Source organism: Chromobacterium sphagni, assembly GCF_001855575.1.
GTDB lineage: Bacteria > Pseudomonadota > Gammaproteobacteria > Burkholderiales > Chromobacteriaceae > Chromobacterium > Chromobacterium sphagni.
Map to the genome: position 1 here is coordinate 3,030,358 of NZ_MKCS01000001.1, position 16,889 is coordinate 3,047,246.

A 16,889-nucleotide genomic window follows, 5' to 3' on the forward strand; every position below is an offset into this window, starting at 1 on the left:
GCATGGACGCGCTGATCTACACCGCGATGAGCGGCGCCGACCGCATGTTGAAGGCGCAGCAGATCCACGCCAACAACCTGGCCAACGCCGAGACCGGCGGTTTTCGCGCCGACATCGACGCCGCCACCAGCCAGGCGGTGCCGGGCTACGGCTACGACGCCCGCCTGCTGAGCCAGAACGCGCCGACCGTGTTGGACAGCCGCAACGGCGCGGTGGTGGAGACCGGTCGCGATCTGGACATCGCCTTGCAGGGCGATGGCTTCATGGCCATTTCCGCCGCCGACGGCAGCGAGGCCTACACCCGCGCCGGCAGCATGGTGGTGGGGCCGGACGGCGCGCTCAGCGTCAACGGCCACCCGGTGCTGGGCGACGGCGGCGCCATCACGCTGCCGGAAGGCTACACCAAGGTGAGTGTGGCGGCCGATGGCACCATTTCCGTGCTCAATCCCGGCGACACCGAAATGCAGCCGGTGGACAAGCTCAAGCTGGTCAAGCCCGATCCGCGCGAGGTGGGCAAGAGCGCCGACGGCCTGATCGTCAGCCGCCAGGGCCGGCCGCTGGCCGCCGACGACACCGTCACCGTGCAAGGCGGCCATCTGGAGCGCAGCAATGTGTCCGCGGTGGAGGAGATGGTGGCCACCATGACGCTCAACCGCAATTTCGAAATGCAGATGAAGCTGTTCAACGCCGCCAGCGACATGAACGAGGCGGGCAACCGCCTGGTGCGCGCGTAAGCGCCAACCACACCGATTTGGAGAATTCAGCATGAACCCGGCATTGTGGATCAGCAAAACCGGCATCCAGGCGCAGGACGCGCGCCTGACCGCCATCGCCAACAACCTGGCCAACGTCAACACCACCGGCTTCAAGCGCGACCGCATGGTGTTCGAAGACCTGTTCTACCAGGTGGACAAGCAGCCGGGCAGCAAGGTGGACGACAACAACGTCTCGCCGTCCGGCGTGCAGCTGGGCAACGGCACCCGGCTGGTGGGTAGCCAGAAGGTGTTCACCGAGGGCAATCTCACCACCACCGGCCAGTCGCTGGACGTGGCCATCGTCGGTCAGGGTTTCCTGCAGGTGAAGATGAGCAATGGCGAAACCGGCTACACCCGCGCCGGCCAGCTGCAGCTGAACGCCAACGGCCAGCTGGTGAACGCCCAGGGCCTGCCGCTGGAACCGGAGATCACCATTCCAGCCACCGCCACCAAGGTCTCGATCAGCGAGACCGGCGCGGTGTCGGTGACCGAGGGCAGCGGCTCCACACCCACCGACATCGGCCAGGTCACGCTGGCCAACTTCATTAATCCCACCGGCCTGTTGGCGCTGGGCGACAACCTGTTCCAGGAAACCGCCGCCAGCGGCAACCCCACCACCGGCAATCCGGGCACCGACGCGCTGGGCAAGCTCAAGCAGGGCAGTCTGGAAGGCTCCAACGTGCAGGTGGTGGAGGAGATGGTGGACATGATCGCCGCGCAGCGCACCTATGAAATGAACACCAAGGTGTTGTCGGCCGCCGACAATATGCTGCAGCAGCTGGGTCAGGCGGTGCGATGAGGCTGATCCGCCTTGCGCCGCTGGCGGTCTTGCTGCTGGCGGCCTGCGCCCAGTTCCAGCCGCCGCAGCCGGAGCCGGACCCGTTGCCGGACCTTCTGCGGCAGCAGGTCCAGACCAGCCGCGGCGGCGGTGTGTTCACCCCTGCGGGCGCCTTGTCGCTCACTTCGGACAACCACGCCTTCCGTCCCGGCGACGTGCTGACCGTGGTGCTGGAGGAAACCACCCAGGCCAGCAAACAGGCCGGCACCAGCTTCGGCAAGAAATCCGGCGCCAAGGTGGCTCCGTCGCTGCTGGGCAATACCACGTTCAACGCCCAGGTGGGCATAGACGCCAGCCGCGACTTCAACGGCTCGTCCACCTCCACCCAGCAGAACGCGCTGGCCGGCTCCTTGACCGTGGTGGTGCACAAGGTGCTGGCCAACGGCTTGCTGCAGGTGAAGGGCGAGAAACAGCTGGCGCTCAACCAGGGCGAGGAAACGCTGCGGCTGGCCGGCTACGTGCGTGTGGAAGACATCGACACCGACAACCGCGTCTCCTCGCTGCGCATCGCTAACGCCCGCATCGGCTATTCCGGCACCGGCGCGCTGGCCGACGCCAACAATGCCGGCTGGCTGATGAAGTTCTTCACCAGCCCGCTGATGCCGTTTTAAGGTCCGTCATGAAACTAGCGTTTTTCCGCCGCCTGCTGGCGGTTGTTTTGCTGGCGGCCTGCCCGCTGGCCGCCTTCGCCTTGCCGTTGCGCCAGATGGTCAATGTCGAGGGCATCCGCGACAACCAGCTGATAGGCTACGGCATCGTAGTGGGCTTGGACGGCACCGGCGACAACTCGCAGGTGAAGTTCTCCGGCCAGTCGGTCGCCAACATGCTCAAGCAGTTCGGCCTGAAGATGCCGGAGAAGACCGACACCCGCGTCAAGAACGTGGCGGCGGTGATGGTCAGCGCCAGCCTGCCGCCCGGCTACAGCCGCGGCCAGACCATAGATGTGACGGTGTCGTCGCTGGGCGACGCCAAGAGCCTGCGCGGCGGCACCCTGCTGCTGACCCAATTGAAGGCGGCCAACGGCGAGGTGTACGCGCTGGCCCAGGGCAGCGTGGTGATAGGCGGGCTGTCGGCGCAGGGCAAGAGCGGCTCCAGCGTCACCGTCAACACCCCCACCGCCGGGCGCATTCCCAACGGCGCCAGCATAGAGCGCGAGATTCCCAGCGATTTCGAGCAGGGCGACTCGATCCGCCTCAGCCTGCGCCGCCCCAGTTTTGAGACTGCCAGCAATGTGGTCAAGGCCATCAACCAGAGTTACGGCAAGATCGCCAGCACCCGCAACGCCACTACGATTGAAGTGAAGGCGCCGATCGATCCCACCGAGCGGGTGGCCTTCGTCGCCAGGCTGGAGCGGCTCAACGTCAATGTCGGCGCCGAGCTGCCGCGCGTGGTGTTCAACTCGCGCACCGGCACCGTGGTGATCAGCGAAGGCGTCACCGTGCGCGCGGCGGCGGTGTCGCACGGCAGCCTGCGGGTGGTGATCTCGGAAAACCCGATGGTCAGCCAGCCGGGGCCGTTCAGCAACGGCGACACCAAGGTGGTGCCCAATTCCAGCGTCAACGTGGAACAGGGGGCGGGGCGGATGTTCAAGTGGCCGGCCGGCGCCAGCCTGCGCGCCATCATCGACGCGGTCAACCGCACCGGGGCCACGCCGGACGACGTCATGGCCATTCTGCAGGCGCTGGATCAGGCCGGCGCCATCGACGGCGAACTGATAGTGATTTAAGGAAACAGCCGATGTTGAGCAACGATCTGCAAAACCAGAACCTGCCTTCCGGCGGCGACGCCCCGGTGGCGCCGGCCAGCGCCGAATACCGCAAGAAGGCGGAAAAGGCCGCCGAACAGTTCGAAGCGCAGTTCGTGCGCGAAATGTTCAAGCAGATGCGCAAGACCACCCGCGAAGTGGCGGGCGAAGACAGCGTGTTCGCCAACTCGATCAACGGCGACATGCTGGACCTGGCTGACGGCGCGCTGGCCGACCAGCTGGCGCGCCAGCGCGTTTTCGGCGTTGCCAACGCCATCCTGGCGCAGCTGCTGCCGGCGAATGGGAATATTCCCGTTAAGCCGGAGGGCGCGGCCGTCGCCAGTGACAGTCAAGGCCAAGGCCAAGGCCAAGGCCAAGGCTATGACCATGGCCATGACCAGGGGCTGGCCGCTTTCGCCACACCGATGTTTCCCCTGAACAAGTGATGACAGCCAAACCATGCGCATGATCAACAACGCGCTGTCCGGCGCGCAGGCCGCACAGGTCGCGCTCAATACGGCCAGCCAGAATATCGCCAACGCGATGACTCCGGGCTATTCGCGCCAGGGCGTGGTGTTGACCACCCAGGCGCCGGGCACCGGCGACCCCGACAGCGCCGGCTATGGCGTGGCGGTCGGCAGCGTGCGCCGCTTCAGCGACGACTACAAGAACCTGCTGCAGTGGCAGGCAGGCTCCAGCGTCGGCGAGCAGTCCGCCGCCCAGCCTTACTTCAGCCAGCTGGAGCAGGTGATGGGCAGCGACGGCAGCAGCCTGTCGGCCGGTTTCGACAAGTTCTTCGCCGCGCTCAACGCCGCCAGCCTGGACTCCAACACCATGCGCGACCAGGTGGTGCGCGAGGCCGGCTCGCTGGCGCAGCGCTTCAACAACCTGGACGGCGTGCTCGGCTCGCAGCTGGCGGCCATCGCCGAACAGCGCCATGCCACGCTGACCCAGATCAACAGCGCCGCCGCCAACCTGGCCACCCTCAACGACAAGCTGATGTCGGCCAGGGCGCAGGGCATCAACACCTCCGGCCTGGAGGACGAGCGCGACCGCCAGATCGACTCGCTGTCGTCGCTGGTGGAGGTGCGGGTGGTGGCCCAGCCGGACGGCAGCAAGAGCGTCAGCCTGAAGAACGGCCTGCCGCTGGTCGCCAGCAACAGCGCCGCCACGCTGGACAGCGAAGGCCAGCCCGATGGCAGCCAGCAGCTGAAGCTGGCCTTCGGCACCGAGAAGTATTCCATTCCCGGCAGCGGTCTGGGCGGCCAGCTGGGCGGACTCAACCAGTTCGAAGCCGACAATCTGCGCCCTATCCAGACCCAGGTGCGCGCGCTGGCCGGCGAGCTGGCGAGCCGCGTCAACGCTCAGTTGGCCAAGGGCTACGACCTGAACGGCCAACCGGGCAAGCCGCTGTTCCAGTACGATGCCGGCGCCGCCCACGGTTTGCTGCAAACCACCGGCATCGCGGCGGCCGACCTGGGTTTTTCCGCCGATCCGGCCAAGCCGGGCAACAACGATAATCTGCGGGCCATCCTGGCGATCAAGCAGCAGGCTTTCCCGCTGGCCGGCGTCGGCCAGGTGACGCTGGGCGACGCCTATTCGCAGATGATCGGCCACCTGGCCATTTCCAGCCAGCAGAACAAGTCCGGCCTGGACACCGCCAACGTGATCCGGGCCGAGGCCGAGAAGAATTGGCAGGGCACCAGCGGCGTCAACCGCGACGAAGAAGCGGTCAACCTGATCGAATACCAGAAGATGTACCAGGCCAATATGAAAGTGATTTCGGTGGCCAACCAGCTGTTCGAAAGCACCCTGGCCATCCTGTAAGGACAAGCATGCGTATCTCCAGCAACCAGTACCAGTCCACTCTGCGACTGGCCATGCAGAACAGCAGTTCCAGCATGGCCGAGCTGCTGCAGAAGATGTCCAGCGGCAAGAGTATGCTGGTGGCCTCGGAAAATCCCATCGCCAGCGTGCGCCTGCTGCGCCTGCAGCGCGAGGAGGCGTCCTTGAGCCAGTACCGCGACAATATCGGCGCGCTCAAGTCGCAGCTGTCCAAGAACGAAGCCTTGCTCGACGGCATCAGCGCCAACCTGCGCGACGCGCGCGACATCCTGGTGGCGGCCGCTAACCAGCCGCCGGCGGAGGATTTGAAGGCGATGGCATCGCCGCTGATCAGCCTGCGCGACAGCATCCTGTTCGCCGCCAACACCAAGGACAGCGAAGGGCGCTACATGTTTTCCGGCAGCGCCATCAATACCGCCGCCATCGCGGTGGACAATACTCAGCCGGCAGGCAGCCGCTACAGCTTCGCCGGCAACACCGACAGCCAGCAGGTGACGGTGGGCGAGGGCGTGACTCAGCCGTCCAATGTCACGCTGCAGCCGATGGCCGCCTTGCTCAACCAGTTGGACAAGGCGATCGCCACGCTGCAAAGCCCGACGCTGGACAACAAGGACCCCGCCGTCGGCGCCACCATCCGCGGGGTGATGGACGGCGTGGACAGCGCACTAGGCGATGTCAGCGGCCGCATTTCCGAACTGGGCGGCTCGCAGAACGTTTTGCAGACGCTGGATGGCAACCACAACAGCCTTAGCCTGGCCAACCAGCAGAACATTCTGGAACTGGGCAGCCTGGACTACGGCACCGCCTATATGGACATGAACAATCTGTCGATGGCCTTGCAGGCCAGCCAGAAGGCCTACGGCAAGGTCAGCCAGCTGACCCTGTTCGACGTGATCTGAGTCCGCCGCCATGTCCAGCACGCTTACCTCGGTCAACCACCCCAGCGCGGACAGGCGCTGGAGCAAGAATGGATCGGCCATCGCGCCGGCAAGCGGCCGCGCCGGTGCCGGCGGCCGCCCCGCGCTGGCCAGCGCCCAGCCGTCCGCCGCCTCGGCGTCGGGCTGGCGCTACAGCACCCAGCTCAACGAGCAGCTCAGCGCCGCGCAGTGCGCGCAAGGTTTCGTCGACGACATGCTGCGGCAGCTGGAAAACTTCAAGGGCAGCCTCAGCCAGCAGCTGACTCAGCGCCGGGTGGACTGCGATGGCCTGGCCGAGCAGCGCGACCAGCTGCAGCAGGCTTGGCAGCAAAGGCGGGACGACAGCGTCGGCAGCCTGGACGGCCAGCTTAGGCTGAGCCTCGGCGCGCCATCGCGCCAGCTGTTCGCCGCGCGCGGCCTGGATCTGGACAGCCTGAGCCAGGGCCAATCGGAAACCCTGGTGTTTTCCACCGGCGGCGGCGCGCCGCCCAGCGCGGTGCAGGTGGGCGCCGGCGTCGGCCGCGAAGACATCCTGCGCCGGCTCAATCAGGCTTTGGGGCCGGCCGGCGTGCGCTGCGAGCTGGACGATCATGGCCGCTTGGGCTTCAGCTGCAGCGAACAGGACTGGAGCCGGCTGCAAAACGACCTTGTCGTTCGCGGCGGCGGGGTGCGCTTTCCAGGCGGGGTACCGCAACCCTTGGCGCTGGACGCCGAGCCGCCGGCGCTGGCGCCGGGCCAGTGGCAGGTGGACGACCATGCCCAGGTGCGGCAGACGCTGCAAGGCGTGCTGCGCGCTATCGCCCAACTGCAGCAGACGCGCTCCACCATCAACGGCGCCATCGCCGAGGCGCGCCAGTCCATCAGCCAGCTGGCGAAACAGGACGAGCCGAGCTGGGCCGACGCCTTTGTCAGCGACTTCAACGCCCGCCTCAACCAGAGCGGCGATTTCGGCCATTTGCAGCAACTGGTGCCGGCCTTGCTGGGCATCAGCCGCTACCGGGTGCTGGCGCTGTTGTCATTGCGCTGAGCGCTGATTTGAGATGCGGACGGGCCGCTCCGGCAGGAGCGGCCTTGTTGTTTTGCCCGGCCGGCGCGGGGCTGGGATGTGCGGTTCATACTTCCTTAACATGAGAATGTCATTATTCGCGATTTTGCAAAGGAAGCCGCAATGCGCAGCCGCTGCTGGCCGCTAGCCCTGGTAGTGTCGTCCACGCTGGCCCACGCCGATTTCACCATCCCCGGCTTTGAACTGGTGCATACCGCTCCGCAGCACGCCGGCCTGGATACGCCGGATTTGCGCGACCCGGCCACGGTATGGGACGAATTGTTCGACTCGGCCCGGAAGCAGATCGCGCTGGAACAGTTCTACGTGGCGGGCGAGGCGGGCGGTAAGCTCGACCAGGTGATGGACAGGCTCGAGGCGGCGGGACGGCGCGGGGTCAAGATCCGCTTCCTGATGGAAAGGAAGGGCATGTTCGCCAGCAATCCAGCCACCATAGAGCGTCTCAAGCGCATCCCAAATCTGCAATACCGTCAGCTCGATTACAACCAGATCACCGGCAACGGCATCATCCACGCCAAGTTCATCGTGGTGGATGGCAGGCAGGCTTATGTCGGCAGCCAGAATTTCGACTGGCGCTCGCTGCAACACATCCATGAAACCGGTTTGAAGGTGGACGATGCCGTCATGGCCGGCCGGATGCAGGCTATTTTCGAGCAGGACTGGGCCGCGCAGCAAACGCTCGCCGCCGGCGGCAAGACGGAGCCGCTGCGCAGCGCCATCCTGCCGGCGGACCTGCGCCAGCCGGCGGTGCTGCTGGCCAGCCCCAATGCCTATAACCCGGACGGCGTCGGCGATTCCGAAACCGCGCTGCCTCGGCTGATGGCGGAAGCGACGCAGGAAGTGCGCATCCAGCTGCTGGACTACGCGCCGCTGAGCTTCGGCAAGCCGCGCAGCTACTACCCGGTGTTCGACAACGCCATCCGCGGCGCGCTGGCGCGCGGAGTGAAGGTGAAGCTGATGGTGTCGGACTGGAATCTGGAAAAGCCGGGGGTTGATTACCTGAAAAGCCTGGCGGTGTTGCCCGGCATGGAGGTGCGCTACGTTACCATTCCGCGCGACGGCTCCTGCATCCCGTTCGCGCGGGTGATCCATAGCAAGACCATGGCGATAGACGGCAGGATCGCCTGGGTGGGCACCAGCAACTGGAGCGGCGGCTATATGGACAAGTCGCGCAATCTGGAAGTGGTGCTGCGCAATCCGGCGATGGCCGCCCGCATCGCCGCGCTGCACGAGCAGACCTGGTCTTCGCCGTTGGCGCAGCCGCTGGAGGCCGGCAAGCAGTACGCGCCGCCCGACAAGGCTTGCCGCCAGGCCTCCTGATCCGTCTGCAGCCGTCCGCCGGAGTGGGCGGATGGCTGCAAAAATACGTCAACAACCCATTCTTATTACCAGTTTTAGCCGGTGGTTCCGCGCGCGGCGCGCCGCCTGGCATATCCCGAACTCTCCCGTTCACTAAAATACTTTGTCATTCATGGCGATGCCCTTGCCGGCATGGATGTTCGCTATGGATTCCATCCACGGAGGAGAGCCAAAATGTGCGGAATCGCAGGCTGGATCAGTTTTGAGCGGGATGTCAGGGAATACCGCGAAGTCATCGACAACATGACGCGCACCATGCGGCTGCGCGGGCCGGACGCCGAAGGGGTGTGGCTGGACCACCATGCGGCGCTGGGCCACCGCCGCCTGTCCATCATCGATCTGGAGGGCGGCAGCCAGCCGATGCTGGCCGAGGCGGACGGCAAGGCGCTGGCCTGCCTGGTGTACACCGGAGAGGTGTACAACTTCCAGGAGCTGCGCAGCGAGCTGATCGGCCTGGGCCACGCCTTCCGCACCCGCAGCGACACCGAAGTGGTGCTGCGCGCCTACCTGCAATGGGGCGAAGCGCTGACCGGTCGACTCAACGGCATGTACGCGTTCGCCATCTGGGACACGCGCCAGCAGCGGCTGCTGCTGGTGCGCGACCGCATGGGGGTGAAGCCGCTGTATTACTATCCGACCGCCGACGGCGTGCTGTTCGGCTCCGAGCCCAAGGCCATCCTCGCGCATCCGGAAGCGCAGCGCCTGGTGACCGCGGACGGCCTGCGCGAAATGCTGGACCTGGTGAAGACGCCGGAGGCGGCGGTGTTCGCCGGCATGCGCGAGGTGCGGCCGGGCCAAACCATCACTGTTGACCGCGCCGGCTTGCGCAAGCACCGCTACTGGCAGCTAGAGGCGCGCGAACACGGCGACGACCTGCCCACCACCATCCGCACCGTGCGCGAGCTTCTGGATGACATCGTCGAGCGTCAGATCATCGCCGACGTGCCGCTGTGCACGCTGCTGTCCGGCGGGCTGGACTCGTCGGTGATCACCGCGCTGGCGGCCAGGAGCACCGCCAGGCAAGGCAAGGGCAGGGTGCGCTCGTTCTCGGTGGACTTCGTCAATCATGGCATCGAGTTTACCTCCGACTATCTGCGCGGCTCGCCGGACGCGCCCTTCGTGCGCGATCTGGCCGCCCATGCCGGCACCGAGCATCAGGAAATCCTGCTGGAGAGCCGCGAACTGGCCGACCCGGCGCTGCGCGCGGCAGTGCTGGGCGCGCAGGATTTGCCGCCAGCCTACTGGGGCGACATGCTGCCGTCGCTGTACAAGCTGTTCGAGGCGATCCGCGGCCAATCCACGGTGGCGCTGTCCGGGGAGTCGGCCGACGAGGTGTTCGGCGGCTATCGCTGGTTCCACGACGCGGCCGCGGTGGCGGCCGACACCTTCCCCTGGTTGAGCGGCAACGCGGGCTCCTTCTTCGACGGCCAGTCGCTTATCGCGCCTGAGCTGCTGCGGCAGCTGGACATGCCGGGCTTCCGCCGCGACAGCTACGCCCAAGCGCTGGCCGAGGTGCCGACGCTGGCCACGGACAACGCCAAGGAAAAGCGGATGCGCGAGATCAGCCACATGCACCTGACCCGCTTCGTGCAGGCGCTGCTGGACCGCAAGGACCGGATGAGCATGGCGGTGGGACTGGAGGTGAGGGTGCCGTTCTGCGACCACCGGCTGGTGGAATACGTGTTCAACGCGCCGTGGAGCATGAAGAACTTCGATGGCCGCGAGAAGAGCCTGCTGCGCGCCGCCGGCAAGGATGTGTTGCCGGATTCCATTGTCCAACGCGTCAAGAGCCCGTATCCGGCCACGCAGGACCCGGCCTATGAGCGCGCGCTGCGCGAAGGGCTGGCCAGAGTGCTGGACGACTCGGCCGCGCCGGCTTCATCCCTGCTGGACCGGACCGCCGTCCGAAGTCTGCTGGACAAGCCATATGGCGCGGTCAGTTCGGCGCCGGAGCGCGCTGGCCTGGAAATGGCGCTGGGGCTGGATAACTGGCTGCGCCACCACCAGGTGAAGCTGGGGCTTTGAGTCCAGTTTAGACCCGCTAACAAAACCTCTTGATGCCGCATCTGGCGGAGATGAAACGGAAAGTCGTCAGTCAGAAGCTCTGGAAGTCATTGCAGCCGCCACTCCCTCCGCCATCTCGCTCCCACCGGGGCGGGCGGTCACGGCTGGATGATTTTGCAGCCCTCAATGACATTCTTGTTTGTTCTCACCATGGGATACCCGTGGTGAGGGCAAATAGGATGCCGTTCAGAGCGGACCCATCATCCAAACGGGGACGGCCCTTACTACGACGACGAGGTGGCATGGGAAGCAGCGGTTGTAACGATTTCCAAAGCTTCTGGGTGACAAGTTGGCGTTTCATGCCGGTCTGACAAGGCTTGGTGCCAACTTGTTCTGCATGTTTTTGTTAACGGCTCTAATGGTATTTACAAAGTAGTACGCATTACAGGCCCATCGCACAACTTTCTTGCTATTCAACTAATCGAGCGGGAAGTTGATATCACAGTCTGCCCACTTCCAATAAAAGAAGGGGAAATTCCCAAGGAGGGGAGCGATTAGGTTCTTTCGCAAGTAAAAACAGGCTTGGCTCTGGTTAACCAAAAAACTGAGGCGAAGTATTTTGTTTTCTTGGCACAGTTTGTTCCATCCGATACAAACTCCGCAGAAGTTTACGACATGTTGACTGTTGCTTTGATTCGGAGGATTAGAGAGGGTTGGCGCTAATAGCCAGCCCAGCCAAGTAGGGCTGTTTTGCCAGAGATCATGTCCGCGCGTTGAACGGGCGGCATCAGCCTGATCGTAGTTTGGTATTGAAGATCGGCGCATTCCCATCGGGGATGCGCCGATTGTCGTTTCTGAGGACGTCTGGCCGAACTCTTTCCCCTTTCGAAATCGGCCACAGATTACCCACACTGACGCGTGGACGGTTCCGGGAACAGTAGAAAAATTCCCGCCTCACGCCAAAGCCCGCTCAAAGTTCTCGGGACTGATGACGCCCAAGTTATTGTGGTGACTGATTTTAGATGTATGTTTGGAGTCGCTAAAAAACCTCAGGCGGCCGTTTGTAAGTCGCTGATCTGCCATGTGCGTCATTGTGCAGAATATAGGTTTTTTTTAGCGGTCTTAATCTTGAGAGTCCAGGTATGTTTTTAGGTAAGGAAAAGGAAAGTAGGGAACTGGCGATTATTTTAGCGTATAACGCAATTTTTTGGATTATAGCGTGGCGGAATTTTCTGCAGTAATGCGGCGATTCAGTGAATGGGATGCCTGCTTGGAGAATTATGGACTATCCAAAAGTTATTGCAGAGTGGCAAGGGCCGGGTTGATGGCCACACCGTTTGGCGTGGCCTGCTCCTCAACTGGGGAGACCGGTTTTACTGTGCGGTATTGGATGCCCAGACCGGTATCTTGGGTTCGTAGATCACCAGATTGCCATCATCCTGCATGGTAATGAAGGAGCCGGGTTTGCCGTTGGTGCCGGTTGCCCACAGCGCCTTGCCATGGAAATCGTAGAGCACGAAGTTGCCGTCAGTCTGCATGATGGCGCGCATGGCGTCCTTGCCATTGGTGTTGGAAGCCCATAGCGGATGATGATTGGTCATCCGGTACAAAACCAGATTGCCATCGCTTTGCAGAATCAGTTGAAAGGCCCCGCTGGCGGATTGCAAAAACTGATTGACGCCAAGGAATTGATTGGGGAGAAGAGTGCTGTTTGCCATGATGCGACTCCTTTTAATCGGTTGACCAAAATGGATGCGGCACGGAAGTGCAAATTGGTTTGTGTTGGTTAATACATGGGGCTGACGAATCGGCCCTTGCGATGCGATAGGCATCGGCAGTGGATGCTATGGATTTTTCGCTGTTAAAGCAATATTGGCGGATTCAGAAAATGAATAAGCCGCCAGGTCACGGTTGAATTCATGTCAAAAAGAGCAGGCGGAATGTGGTAATTTTGAAAAATGTTTTTCTATAGCTGTTATTCATTTTTGACGGCTGGCTATTTGGGGGGCAAAACCGGCCTTCCTTGCAGCGGCGTGGACAGAATGATGGAGGTGCGGGTTTCCCCCAGATCGTTGAGCTGGGCCACCAATTGCTCCAGATGGCCGACGTCGCGCGCCAGCAGGCGGAAGATGTAGGAATCGACGCCGGTGACGTGGTGGCACTCCATCACTTCCGGCATCGCTTCCAGGCGCGCCAGCAGCGTCTTCTTGTCCGGCTGCGGCACGGTGATCCCCACCAGCGCGGACAGCGCATAGCCGGCGCGCAGCGGCGCCACCCGGGCGTGGTAGCCGCGTATCACCCCGGCTTCTTCCAGCCGCTTCACTCTTTCCGATACCGCCGGCACCGACAGGCCCACCGTCTGCGCCAGTTCGGTCAGCGACTGGCGGGCATTGGCCTGCAGCACGGCCAGAATCGCCCAGGATTTGGCGTCCACTTCCATTCGTAAACTCCTTTTGCCATTTGGCTTTGGTTTTCAAGGCCAGAATAGCTGCTGGGCGAAAAAAGCGCATGTGCATCGGCGCGGCATGGCGGCACAGTATGGCATGGTCAACGGGGGAGAAAAACATGTTCTGGCAAGCGGCCTGGATAGGCTTGGCGATTGCGGCGCCGGTGGGACCGATAGGCCTGCTGTGCATCAGCCGCACCCTGCGCGGCGGACCGCGCTTGGGTTTGGCCACCGGCCTGGGGGCGGCTAGCGCCGATGGGTTGTTTGCGTTGGCGGGAGTGGCCGGCAGCAGCGTGGCGGCGCATTTTGCCGGCCAGCTGGCGCGGCCGCTGGCTTGGGCCGGCTGTCTGCTGCTGGCCTGGATGGGCGTGGCCACGCTGCGGCGTCCGGCGCCTGGGCCGGCGAGGCGGGAGGAGGGCGCTGCCGGGCTGTGGCGCGCCTACATCGGCACGCTGTTGCTGACTTTGAGCAATCCGATGACCATTCTGTCCTTCGTCGCGGTGGCGGCCGGCTTGTCCGGCGGCCTGGCGGTCAGCGGCGCGCAGCAGCTGGCCATCGCCGCCGGGGTGTTTTGCGGCTCCGCCGCATGGTGGCTGATGTTGGCCTATGGCGGCGGCGCTTTGTTGGCGAGGCTGGGCGCGCGCGGCGGGCGCATGCTGGATGCCGGTTGTGGTTTTATCCTGCTGGGCTTCGCTGCGCTGCTGGCCTTGCGCGCGGCGGGCATCTGACGGCTTGGCGGCAATGAAAAGGCCCGGCTGAGCCGGGCCTGGGGAAGGGCGGGAGGGCCGCTTACAGCTTGAAGTGGCTGACCAGCTGCTCCAGTCCGCTGGATAGCTCGCGCAGCTGGCGCACCGCCTGGCTGACCTCGCTCACCACTTGGTTGTTGTTCTGCGCCATGCTGCTGATGCGCTCGACATTCTGCGCGATCTCCAGGCTGGCGCTGGATTGCTCGCGGGTGGCGGCGGCGATGTCGACGATGCTGGTTACCAACTGCTGGTTGTAGCCCTGCACCTCGCGCATCGCCTGGTTGGCTTCCTCGGCGATGCCCACGCTCAGATCCACCTGCTGGCTGCTGCGTTGCACGTCGCCGACCGCCTGGCGGGTTTCGCTGCTGATGGCTTCAACGATGCGGGTGATCTGGATGGTGGCTTCGGCGGTGCGGCCGGCCAGGTTGCGCACCTCATCGGCCACTACCGCGAAGCCGCGGCCCAGTTCGCCGGCGCGCGCGGCTTCGATCGCCGCGTTCAGCGCCAACAGATTGGTCTGGTCGGCGATGTCTTTGATCACGCCGACGATGGTGGTGACTTCGTTGGAGCGCTCGCCCAGGCCGCTCATCCTGTCCGCCAGCTCGTGCATGCTGTCGGTCATGCGCTGGATCTCGCTGGTGACGCGCTTGACCTTGGCCACGCTCTGTTCGGTCATCTCGCCTGTTTCGCGCGCGATGTCGCCGGCTTGCTGGGCGGTGCTGGCTATGTGCTGCGCGCCCACCGTCACCTGCTCCACGCTGGCGGCGCTGGCGGTGGCGGCATCCGACTGCTGGGCGGAGGCGTCGTGCACCTGGGTGGCAGATCCGCTCAGCCGTGCGGCGGCGTCGGACAACTGGCGGCTTTGTTCGCGCACGTTGACGAACATGTCGCGCAGGCTGTCCAGCAGGCGGTTGAAGGCGCTGGCGGTGCGGCCTATCTCGTCGCGGTTGGCGATGGCGATGCGGGTGGTGAGGTCGCCGCCGCCCTCGGCCAGTTGCTCCATGGTTTCGGCCAGGTGCTTGAGCGGGCGGGTCTGGGTGCGGATGACGATGGTCAACAGCAGCAGGATCAGCGCCAGCGCCAGCGCGCCGATGGCGATGGCAGTCAGCATTTCCTTGCGGGCGCCGTCGGTGATGGCGGAGGTGGGAACGCTGATGCCCAGGGTCCAGAACTGTCCGGTGTCGGCTATCTTGATCGGGTGGAAGAAGTGGGTGAAGCCGCCGTCTTCATAGACGAAGTCTTCGCCTTTCTTGATGTCCGCCAGGTGGCCGGCCAGCGCGTCGTCCTTGGCCACGGCCTTGCCCAGTTGCTCGGCCTGCGGGTGGACCACGTAGGTGCCGCCCTCGGACAGGATGCGGATGAAGCCGGTCTGGTACAGGCGGATCTGGCCGAAGGATTTCTGCAGCTGGTCCAGAGCCACGTCGGTGGCCGACACGCCGAGCATCTTGCCGGCGTCGTCCTTTATCACTACCGCCAGCGAGCTTTCCAGCACTTTCTTGCCCTGCACCTCGTAGGGGTAGGGTTCGGTGATGGTGTCGCGGCCACGCTGTTTGGGCACGTAGTAGAAGTCGCCCCAGCCCGGTTTTTCGTAGTCGGGCTGATAGCTTTCCGGGTGGTCCTTGAACTTGGGGAAGTCCTTGATGCGGTCGGCCGACATCATCACGTCCATCTGCGCCTTGCCCTGCGGGTTCTTGGTGATGTAGGGCTCGTAGCGGCCGGTGGGGTCGTGGCGCGGCCAGTCCAGGCGGAAGGCGTTGTCGTCGCCATCGAAGGCGTTGGGCTCCCACAGCATCCACAGGCCTATCGATTGCGGCGCGTGGTCCAGCAGCTGCAGGATGATGTTGTCGGCTTGCTTGCGGTCGGGCTTGCCGCCGCGCTTGACGCCGGCGATGGCGTCGGCCAGGTGCTGCGGCAGCAGGAAGCCCTGCGACAGCGTGTTTTCGGCATCCTTGGCGTAGCTGCCGGCCTGTTCCGACGCCAGCTGGTAGCCGGTGTTTATCGCGGCGCTGTAGTTGAGATGGGCGATCAGGGCGATCATGGCGGCGAAGGCGATGCTGATGGCGCCGGCCGCGACCAGGATGATTCGGGTACTCAGGCGTCCCCATTGTTGTTGCGCGTGACTCATGACAATTACCTGCGAGGCTGCTGGTTGATTCGAGTGCTGCACGAAACCGGACTAGTACGTATAAATTCTTATTTAAAGCGAATATACGGTTTCCCAAGTCTTCAGGCAATCACCGGATGGCCGCCAGCGGCGGGTGGTCTGATCCGGTGGCGTCATCGGCGCGGGGAGAGGCGGGGTCAAAAGGAGAGCGAGTCCCGCTCTTCCTGACCCGACATATCGCCGGGTTCGCCCACTATCAGCGGGTTGGGCGCGCGCCACGCGCCGGTCCTTGCCCGGATAGTCCAGCCGCGACAGGAAGTAGCGGATGCCGCCCAACCGGGCGCGCTTCTTGCCGTCGGATTTCTCCACCGTCCACGGCGCGTCGCCGCTGTGGCTGTGGAAGGACATCGCCTGCTTGGCGGCGGTGTAGTCGCCGCACTTGTCGAGCGACAGGATGTCGATGGGCGACAGCTTCCAGTGCTTGGGCTGATCGTCGCGGCGCGAGATGAAGCGGCGCAACTGCTCCTCGCGGCTGACCGAAAACCAGAACTTGAACGGCTTGATGCCGCTGTTGACCAGCATCCGCTCCAACTGCGGCGTCTGGCGCATGAATTCCAGGTATTGACGGGCGTCGCAGAAGCCCATCACCCGCTCCATTCCGGCGGGGTTGTACCAGGAGCGGTCGAAGAACACGATCTCGCCGGCGCTGGGCAGATGGGGATGCAGCGCTTGATGGTGCCGCCCTTGCCGGCGGCGTCGCGGCCTTCGAACAGGATGACGATTTTCTGCCCGCTTTCCTTCACCCAACTCTGCACTTTCAACAGCTCGATCTGCGGCTCCTGCTTCAGCCTTTCGTATTCGGCGCGGCGCATGCGGTTGCTGTGTGAATAGCTGGCCGGCAGCACGGCGCTGCCGTGCGGCGCCAGAGCCAGAGCCACCGGCTGCTGTGTTGGCTGATCTCCACCGATTCGTCGTGCGCGCGCGCCACGATGCGGCTGGCGCTGGCCAAGCGCGTCTCGCGCCGATGGGTGGCGTTTCATCGCAAAATATTACAAACGCATTCCGGCT

General features: G+C 64.1%; 15 protein-coding genes and 1 pseudogene. 11 read left to right on the forward strand and 5 right to left on the reverse strand.

The window, feature by feature from the left end:
- Positions 1-2: 2 nt before the first annotated feature.
- The 10 genes from BI347_RS14080 to asnB all read left to right on the forward strand — a co-directional run bounded on the left by BI347_RS14080 (position 3) and on the right by asnB (position 10,546).
- On the forward strand, positions 3-734 hold the full coding sequence (locus BI347_RS14080; RefSeq protein WP_071112466.1) for a flagellar basal body rod protein FlgF: 732 nt from the start codon (positions 3-5) through the stop codon (positions 732-734).
- 31 nt (positions 735-765) lie between these two features.
- Complete coding sequence (flgG, locus tag BI347_RS14085; protein ID WP_071112467.1) at positions 766-1,554, forward strand: flagellar basal-body rod protein FlgG; 789 nt, start codon at positions 766-768, stop codon at positions 1,552-1,554.
- Positions 1,551-2,204, forward strand: a complete 654-nt coding sequence (gene flgH, locus BI347_RS14090) for a flagellar basal body L-ring protein FlgH (protein WP_071112468.1) — start codon at positions 1,551-1,553, stop codon at positions 2,202-2,204. The genes flgG and flgH overlap by 4 nt, the downstream gene beginning before the upstream one ends.
- Before the next feature lie 8 nt (positions 2,205-2,212).
- Positions 2,213-3,319, forward strand: a complete 1,107-nt coding sequence (locus BI347_RS14095) for a flagellar basal body P-ring protein FlgI (RefSeq protein ID WP_071116129.1) — start codon at positions 2,213-2,215, stop codon at positions 3,317-3,319.
- 11 nt (positions 3,320-3,330) lie between these two features.
- Positions 3,331-3,783 (forward strand): rod-binding protein, encoded by a 453-nt coding sequence (locus tag BI347_RS14100; protein WP_071112469.1) that lies wholly within the window; start codon positions 3,331-3,333, stop codon positions 3,781-3,783.
- Between the two features lie 13 nt (positions 3,784-3,796).
- Positions 3,797-5,164 (forward strand): flagellar hook-associated protein FlgK, encoded by a 1,368-nt coding sequence (gene flgK / locus BI347_RS14105; RefSeq protein WP_071116130.1) that lies wholly within the window; start codon positions 3,797-3,799, stop codon positions 5,162-5,164.
- An 8-nt stretch (positions 5,165-5,172) separates the two neighbouring features.
- Positions 5,173-6,081, forward strand: coding sequence for a flagellar hook-associated protein FlgL (gene flgL / locus BI347_RS14110; protein ID WP_071112471.1), 909 nt, complete (start codon positions 5,173-5,175; stop codon positions 6,079-6,081).
- A gap of 10 nt (positions 6,082-6,091) precedes the next feature.
- Positions 6,092-7,126 (forward strand): hypothetical protein, encoded by a 1,035-nt coding sequence (locus BI347_RS14115; protein ID WP_071112472.1) that lies wholly within the window; start codon positions 6,092-6,094, stop codon positions 7,124-7,126.
- 141 nt (positions 7,127-7,267) lie between these two features.
- Positions 7,268-8,482 (forward strand): phospholipase D-like domain-containing protein, encoded by a 1,215-nt coding sequence (locus BI347_RS14120; protein ID WP_071116131.1) that lies wholly within the window; start codon positions 7,268-7,270, stop codon positions 8,480-8,482.
- Between the two features lie 213 nt (positions 8,483-8,695).
- Entirely contained in the window at positions 8,696-10,546 is a 1,851-nt protein-coding gene (gene asnB / locus BI347_RS14125) for an asparagine synthase (glutamine-hydrolyzing) (protein ID WP_071116132.1), read from the forward strand.
- A gap of 184 nt (positions 10,547-10,730) precedes the next feature.
- Here the strand turns inward: asnB and BI347_RS25010 are convergent, their stop codons facing one another.
- From BI347_RS25010 to BI347_RS14135, 3 genes are all read right to left on the reverse strand, one after another.
- Positions 10,731-10,886, reverse strand: a complete 156-nt coding sequence (locus BI347_RS25010; RefSeq protein ID WP_083338882.1) for a transposase — start codon at positions 10,884-10,886, stop codon at positions 10,731-10,733.
- Between the two features lie 1,012 nt (positions 10,887-11,898).
- Positions 11,899-12,243 carry a hypothetical protein gene (locus BI347_RS14130; protein ID WP_071112475.1) on the reverse strand — a complete coding sequence of 115 codons (345 nt, stop codon included), beginning with the start codon at positions 12,241-12,243 and terminating at the stop codon, positions 11,899-11,901.
- A 278-nt stretch (positions 12,244-12,521) separates the two neighbouring features.
- Positions 12,522-12,965, reverse strand: coding sequence for an Lrp/AsnC family transcriptional regulator (locus tag BI347_RS14135; protein ID WP_071112476.1), 444 nt, complete (start codon positions 12,963-12,965; stop codon positions 12,522-12,524).
- Positions 12,966-13,090: 125 nt separating this feature from the next.
- Here BI347_RS14135 and BI347_RS14140 point away from each other — a divergent pair, with 125 nt between their 5' ends.
- Positions 13,091-13,699 carry a LysE/ArgO family amino acid transporter gene (locus BI347_RS14140; RefSeq protein WP_083338883.1) on the forward strand — a complete coding sequence of 203 codons (609 nt, stop codon included), beginning with the start codon at positions 13,091-13,093 and terminating at the stop codon, positions 13,697-13,699.
- 61 nt (positions 13,700-13,760) lie between these two features.
- On the opposite strand, the gene BI347_RS14145 is transcribed toward BI347_RS14140, so the two are convergent.
- Together BI347_RS14145 and BI347_RS22805 are read right to left on the reverse strand one after the other, a co-directional pair.
- Positions 13,761-15,842: a methyl-accepting chemotaxis protein gene (locus BI347_RS14145; protein WP_071112477.1), complete on the reverse strand. Its 2,082-nt coding sequence runs from the start codon at positions 15,840-15,842 to the stop codon at positions 13,761-13,763.
- Positions 15,843-15,914: 72 nt separating this feature from the next.
- Positions 15,915-16,732, reverse strand: a pseudogene (locus BI347_RS22805) (polyphosphate kinase 2 family protein); the annotation flags it as partial.
- Positions 16,733-16,889 lie beyond the last annotated feature (157 nt).

Coding starts and splice junctions, on each gene's coding strand:
- BI347_RS14095 (WP_071116129.1), top strand. CDS start 2,213: ATGAAACTAGCGTTTTTCCGCCGCCTGCTGGCGGTTGTTTTGCTGGCG.
- flgG (WP_071112467.1), top strand. CDS start 766: ATGAACCCGGCATTGTGGATCAGCAAAACCGGCATCCAGGCGCAGGAC.
- BI347_RS14130 (WP_071112475.1), bottom strand. CDS start 12,243: ATGGCAAACAGCACTCTTCTCCCCAATCAATTCCTTGGCGTCAATCAG.
- BI347_RS14115 (WP_071112472.1), top strand. CDS start 6,092: ATGTCCAGCACGCTTACCTCGGTCAACCACCCCAGCGCGGACAGGCGC.
- asnB (WP_071116132.1), top strand. CDS start 8,696: ATGTGCGGAATCGCAGGCTGGATCAGTTTTGAGCGGGATGTCAGGGAA.
- flgL (WP_071112471.1), top strand. CDS start 5,173: ATGCGTATCTCCAGCAACCAGTACCAGTCCACTCTGCGACTGGCCATG.
- BI347_RS14145 (WP_071112477.1), bottom strand. CDS start 15,842: ATGAGTCACGCGCAACAACAATGGGGACGCCTGAGTACCCGAATCATC.
- flgH (WP_071112468.1), top strand. CDS start 1,551: ATGAGGCTGATCCGCCTTGCGCCGCTGGCGGTCTTGCTGCTGGCGGCC.
- BI347_RS14135 (WP_071112476.1), bottom strand. CDS start 12,965: ATGGAAGTGGACGCCAAATCCTGGGCGATTCTGGCCGTGCTGCAGGCC.
- BI347_RS25010 (WP_083338882.1), bottom strand. CDS start 10,886: ATGAAACGCCAACTTGTCACCCAGAAGCTTTGGAAATCGTTACAACCG.
- BI347_RS14120 (WP_071116131.1), top strand. CDS start 7,268: ATGCGCAGCCGCTGCTGGCCGCTAGCCCTGGTAGTGTCGTCCACGCTG.
- flgK (WP_071116130.1), top strand. CDS start 3,797: ATGCGCATGATCAACAACGCGCTGTCCGGCGCGCAGGCCGCACAGGTC.
- BI347_RS14100 (WP_071112469.1), top strand. CDS start 3,331: ATGTTGAGCAACGATCTGCAAAACCAGAACCTGCCTTCCGGCGGCGAC.
- BI347_RS14080 (WP_071112466.1), top strand. CDS start 3: ATGGACGCGCTGATCTACACCGCGATGAGCGGCGCCGACCGCATGTTG.
- BI347_RS14140 (WP_083338883.1), top strand. CDS start 13,091: ATGTTCTGGCAAGCGGCCTGGATAGGCTTGGCGATTGCGGCGCCGGTG.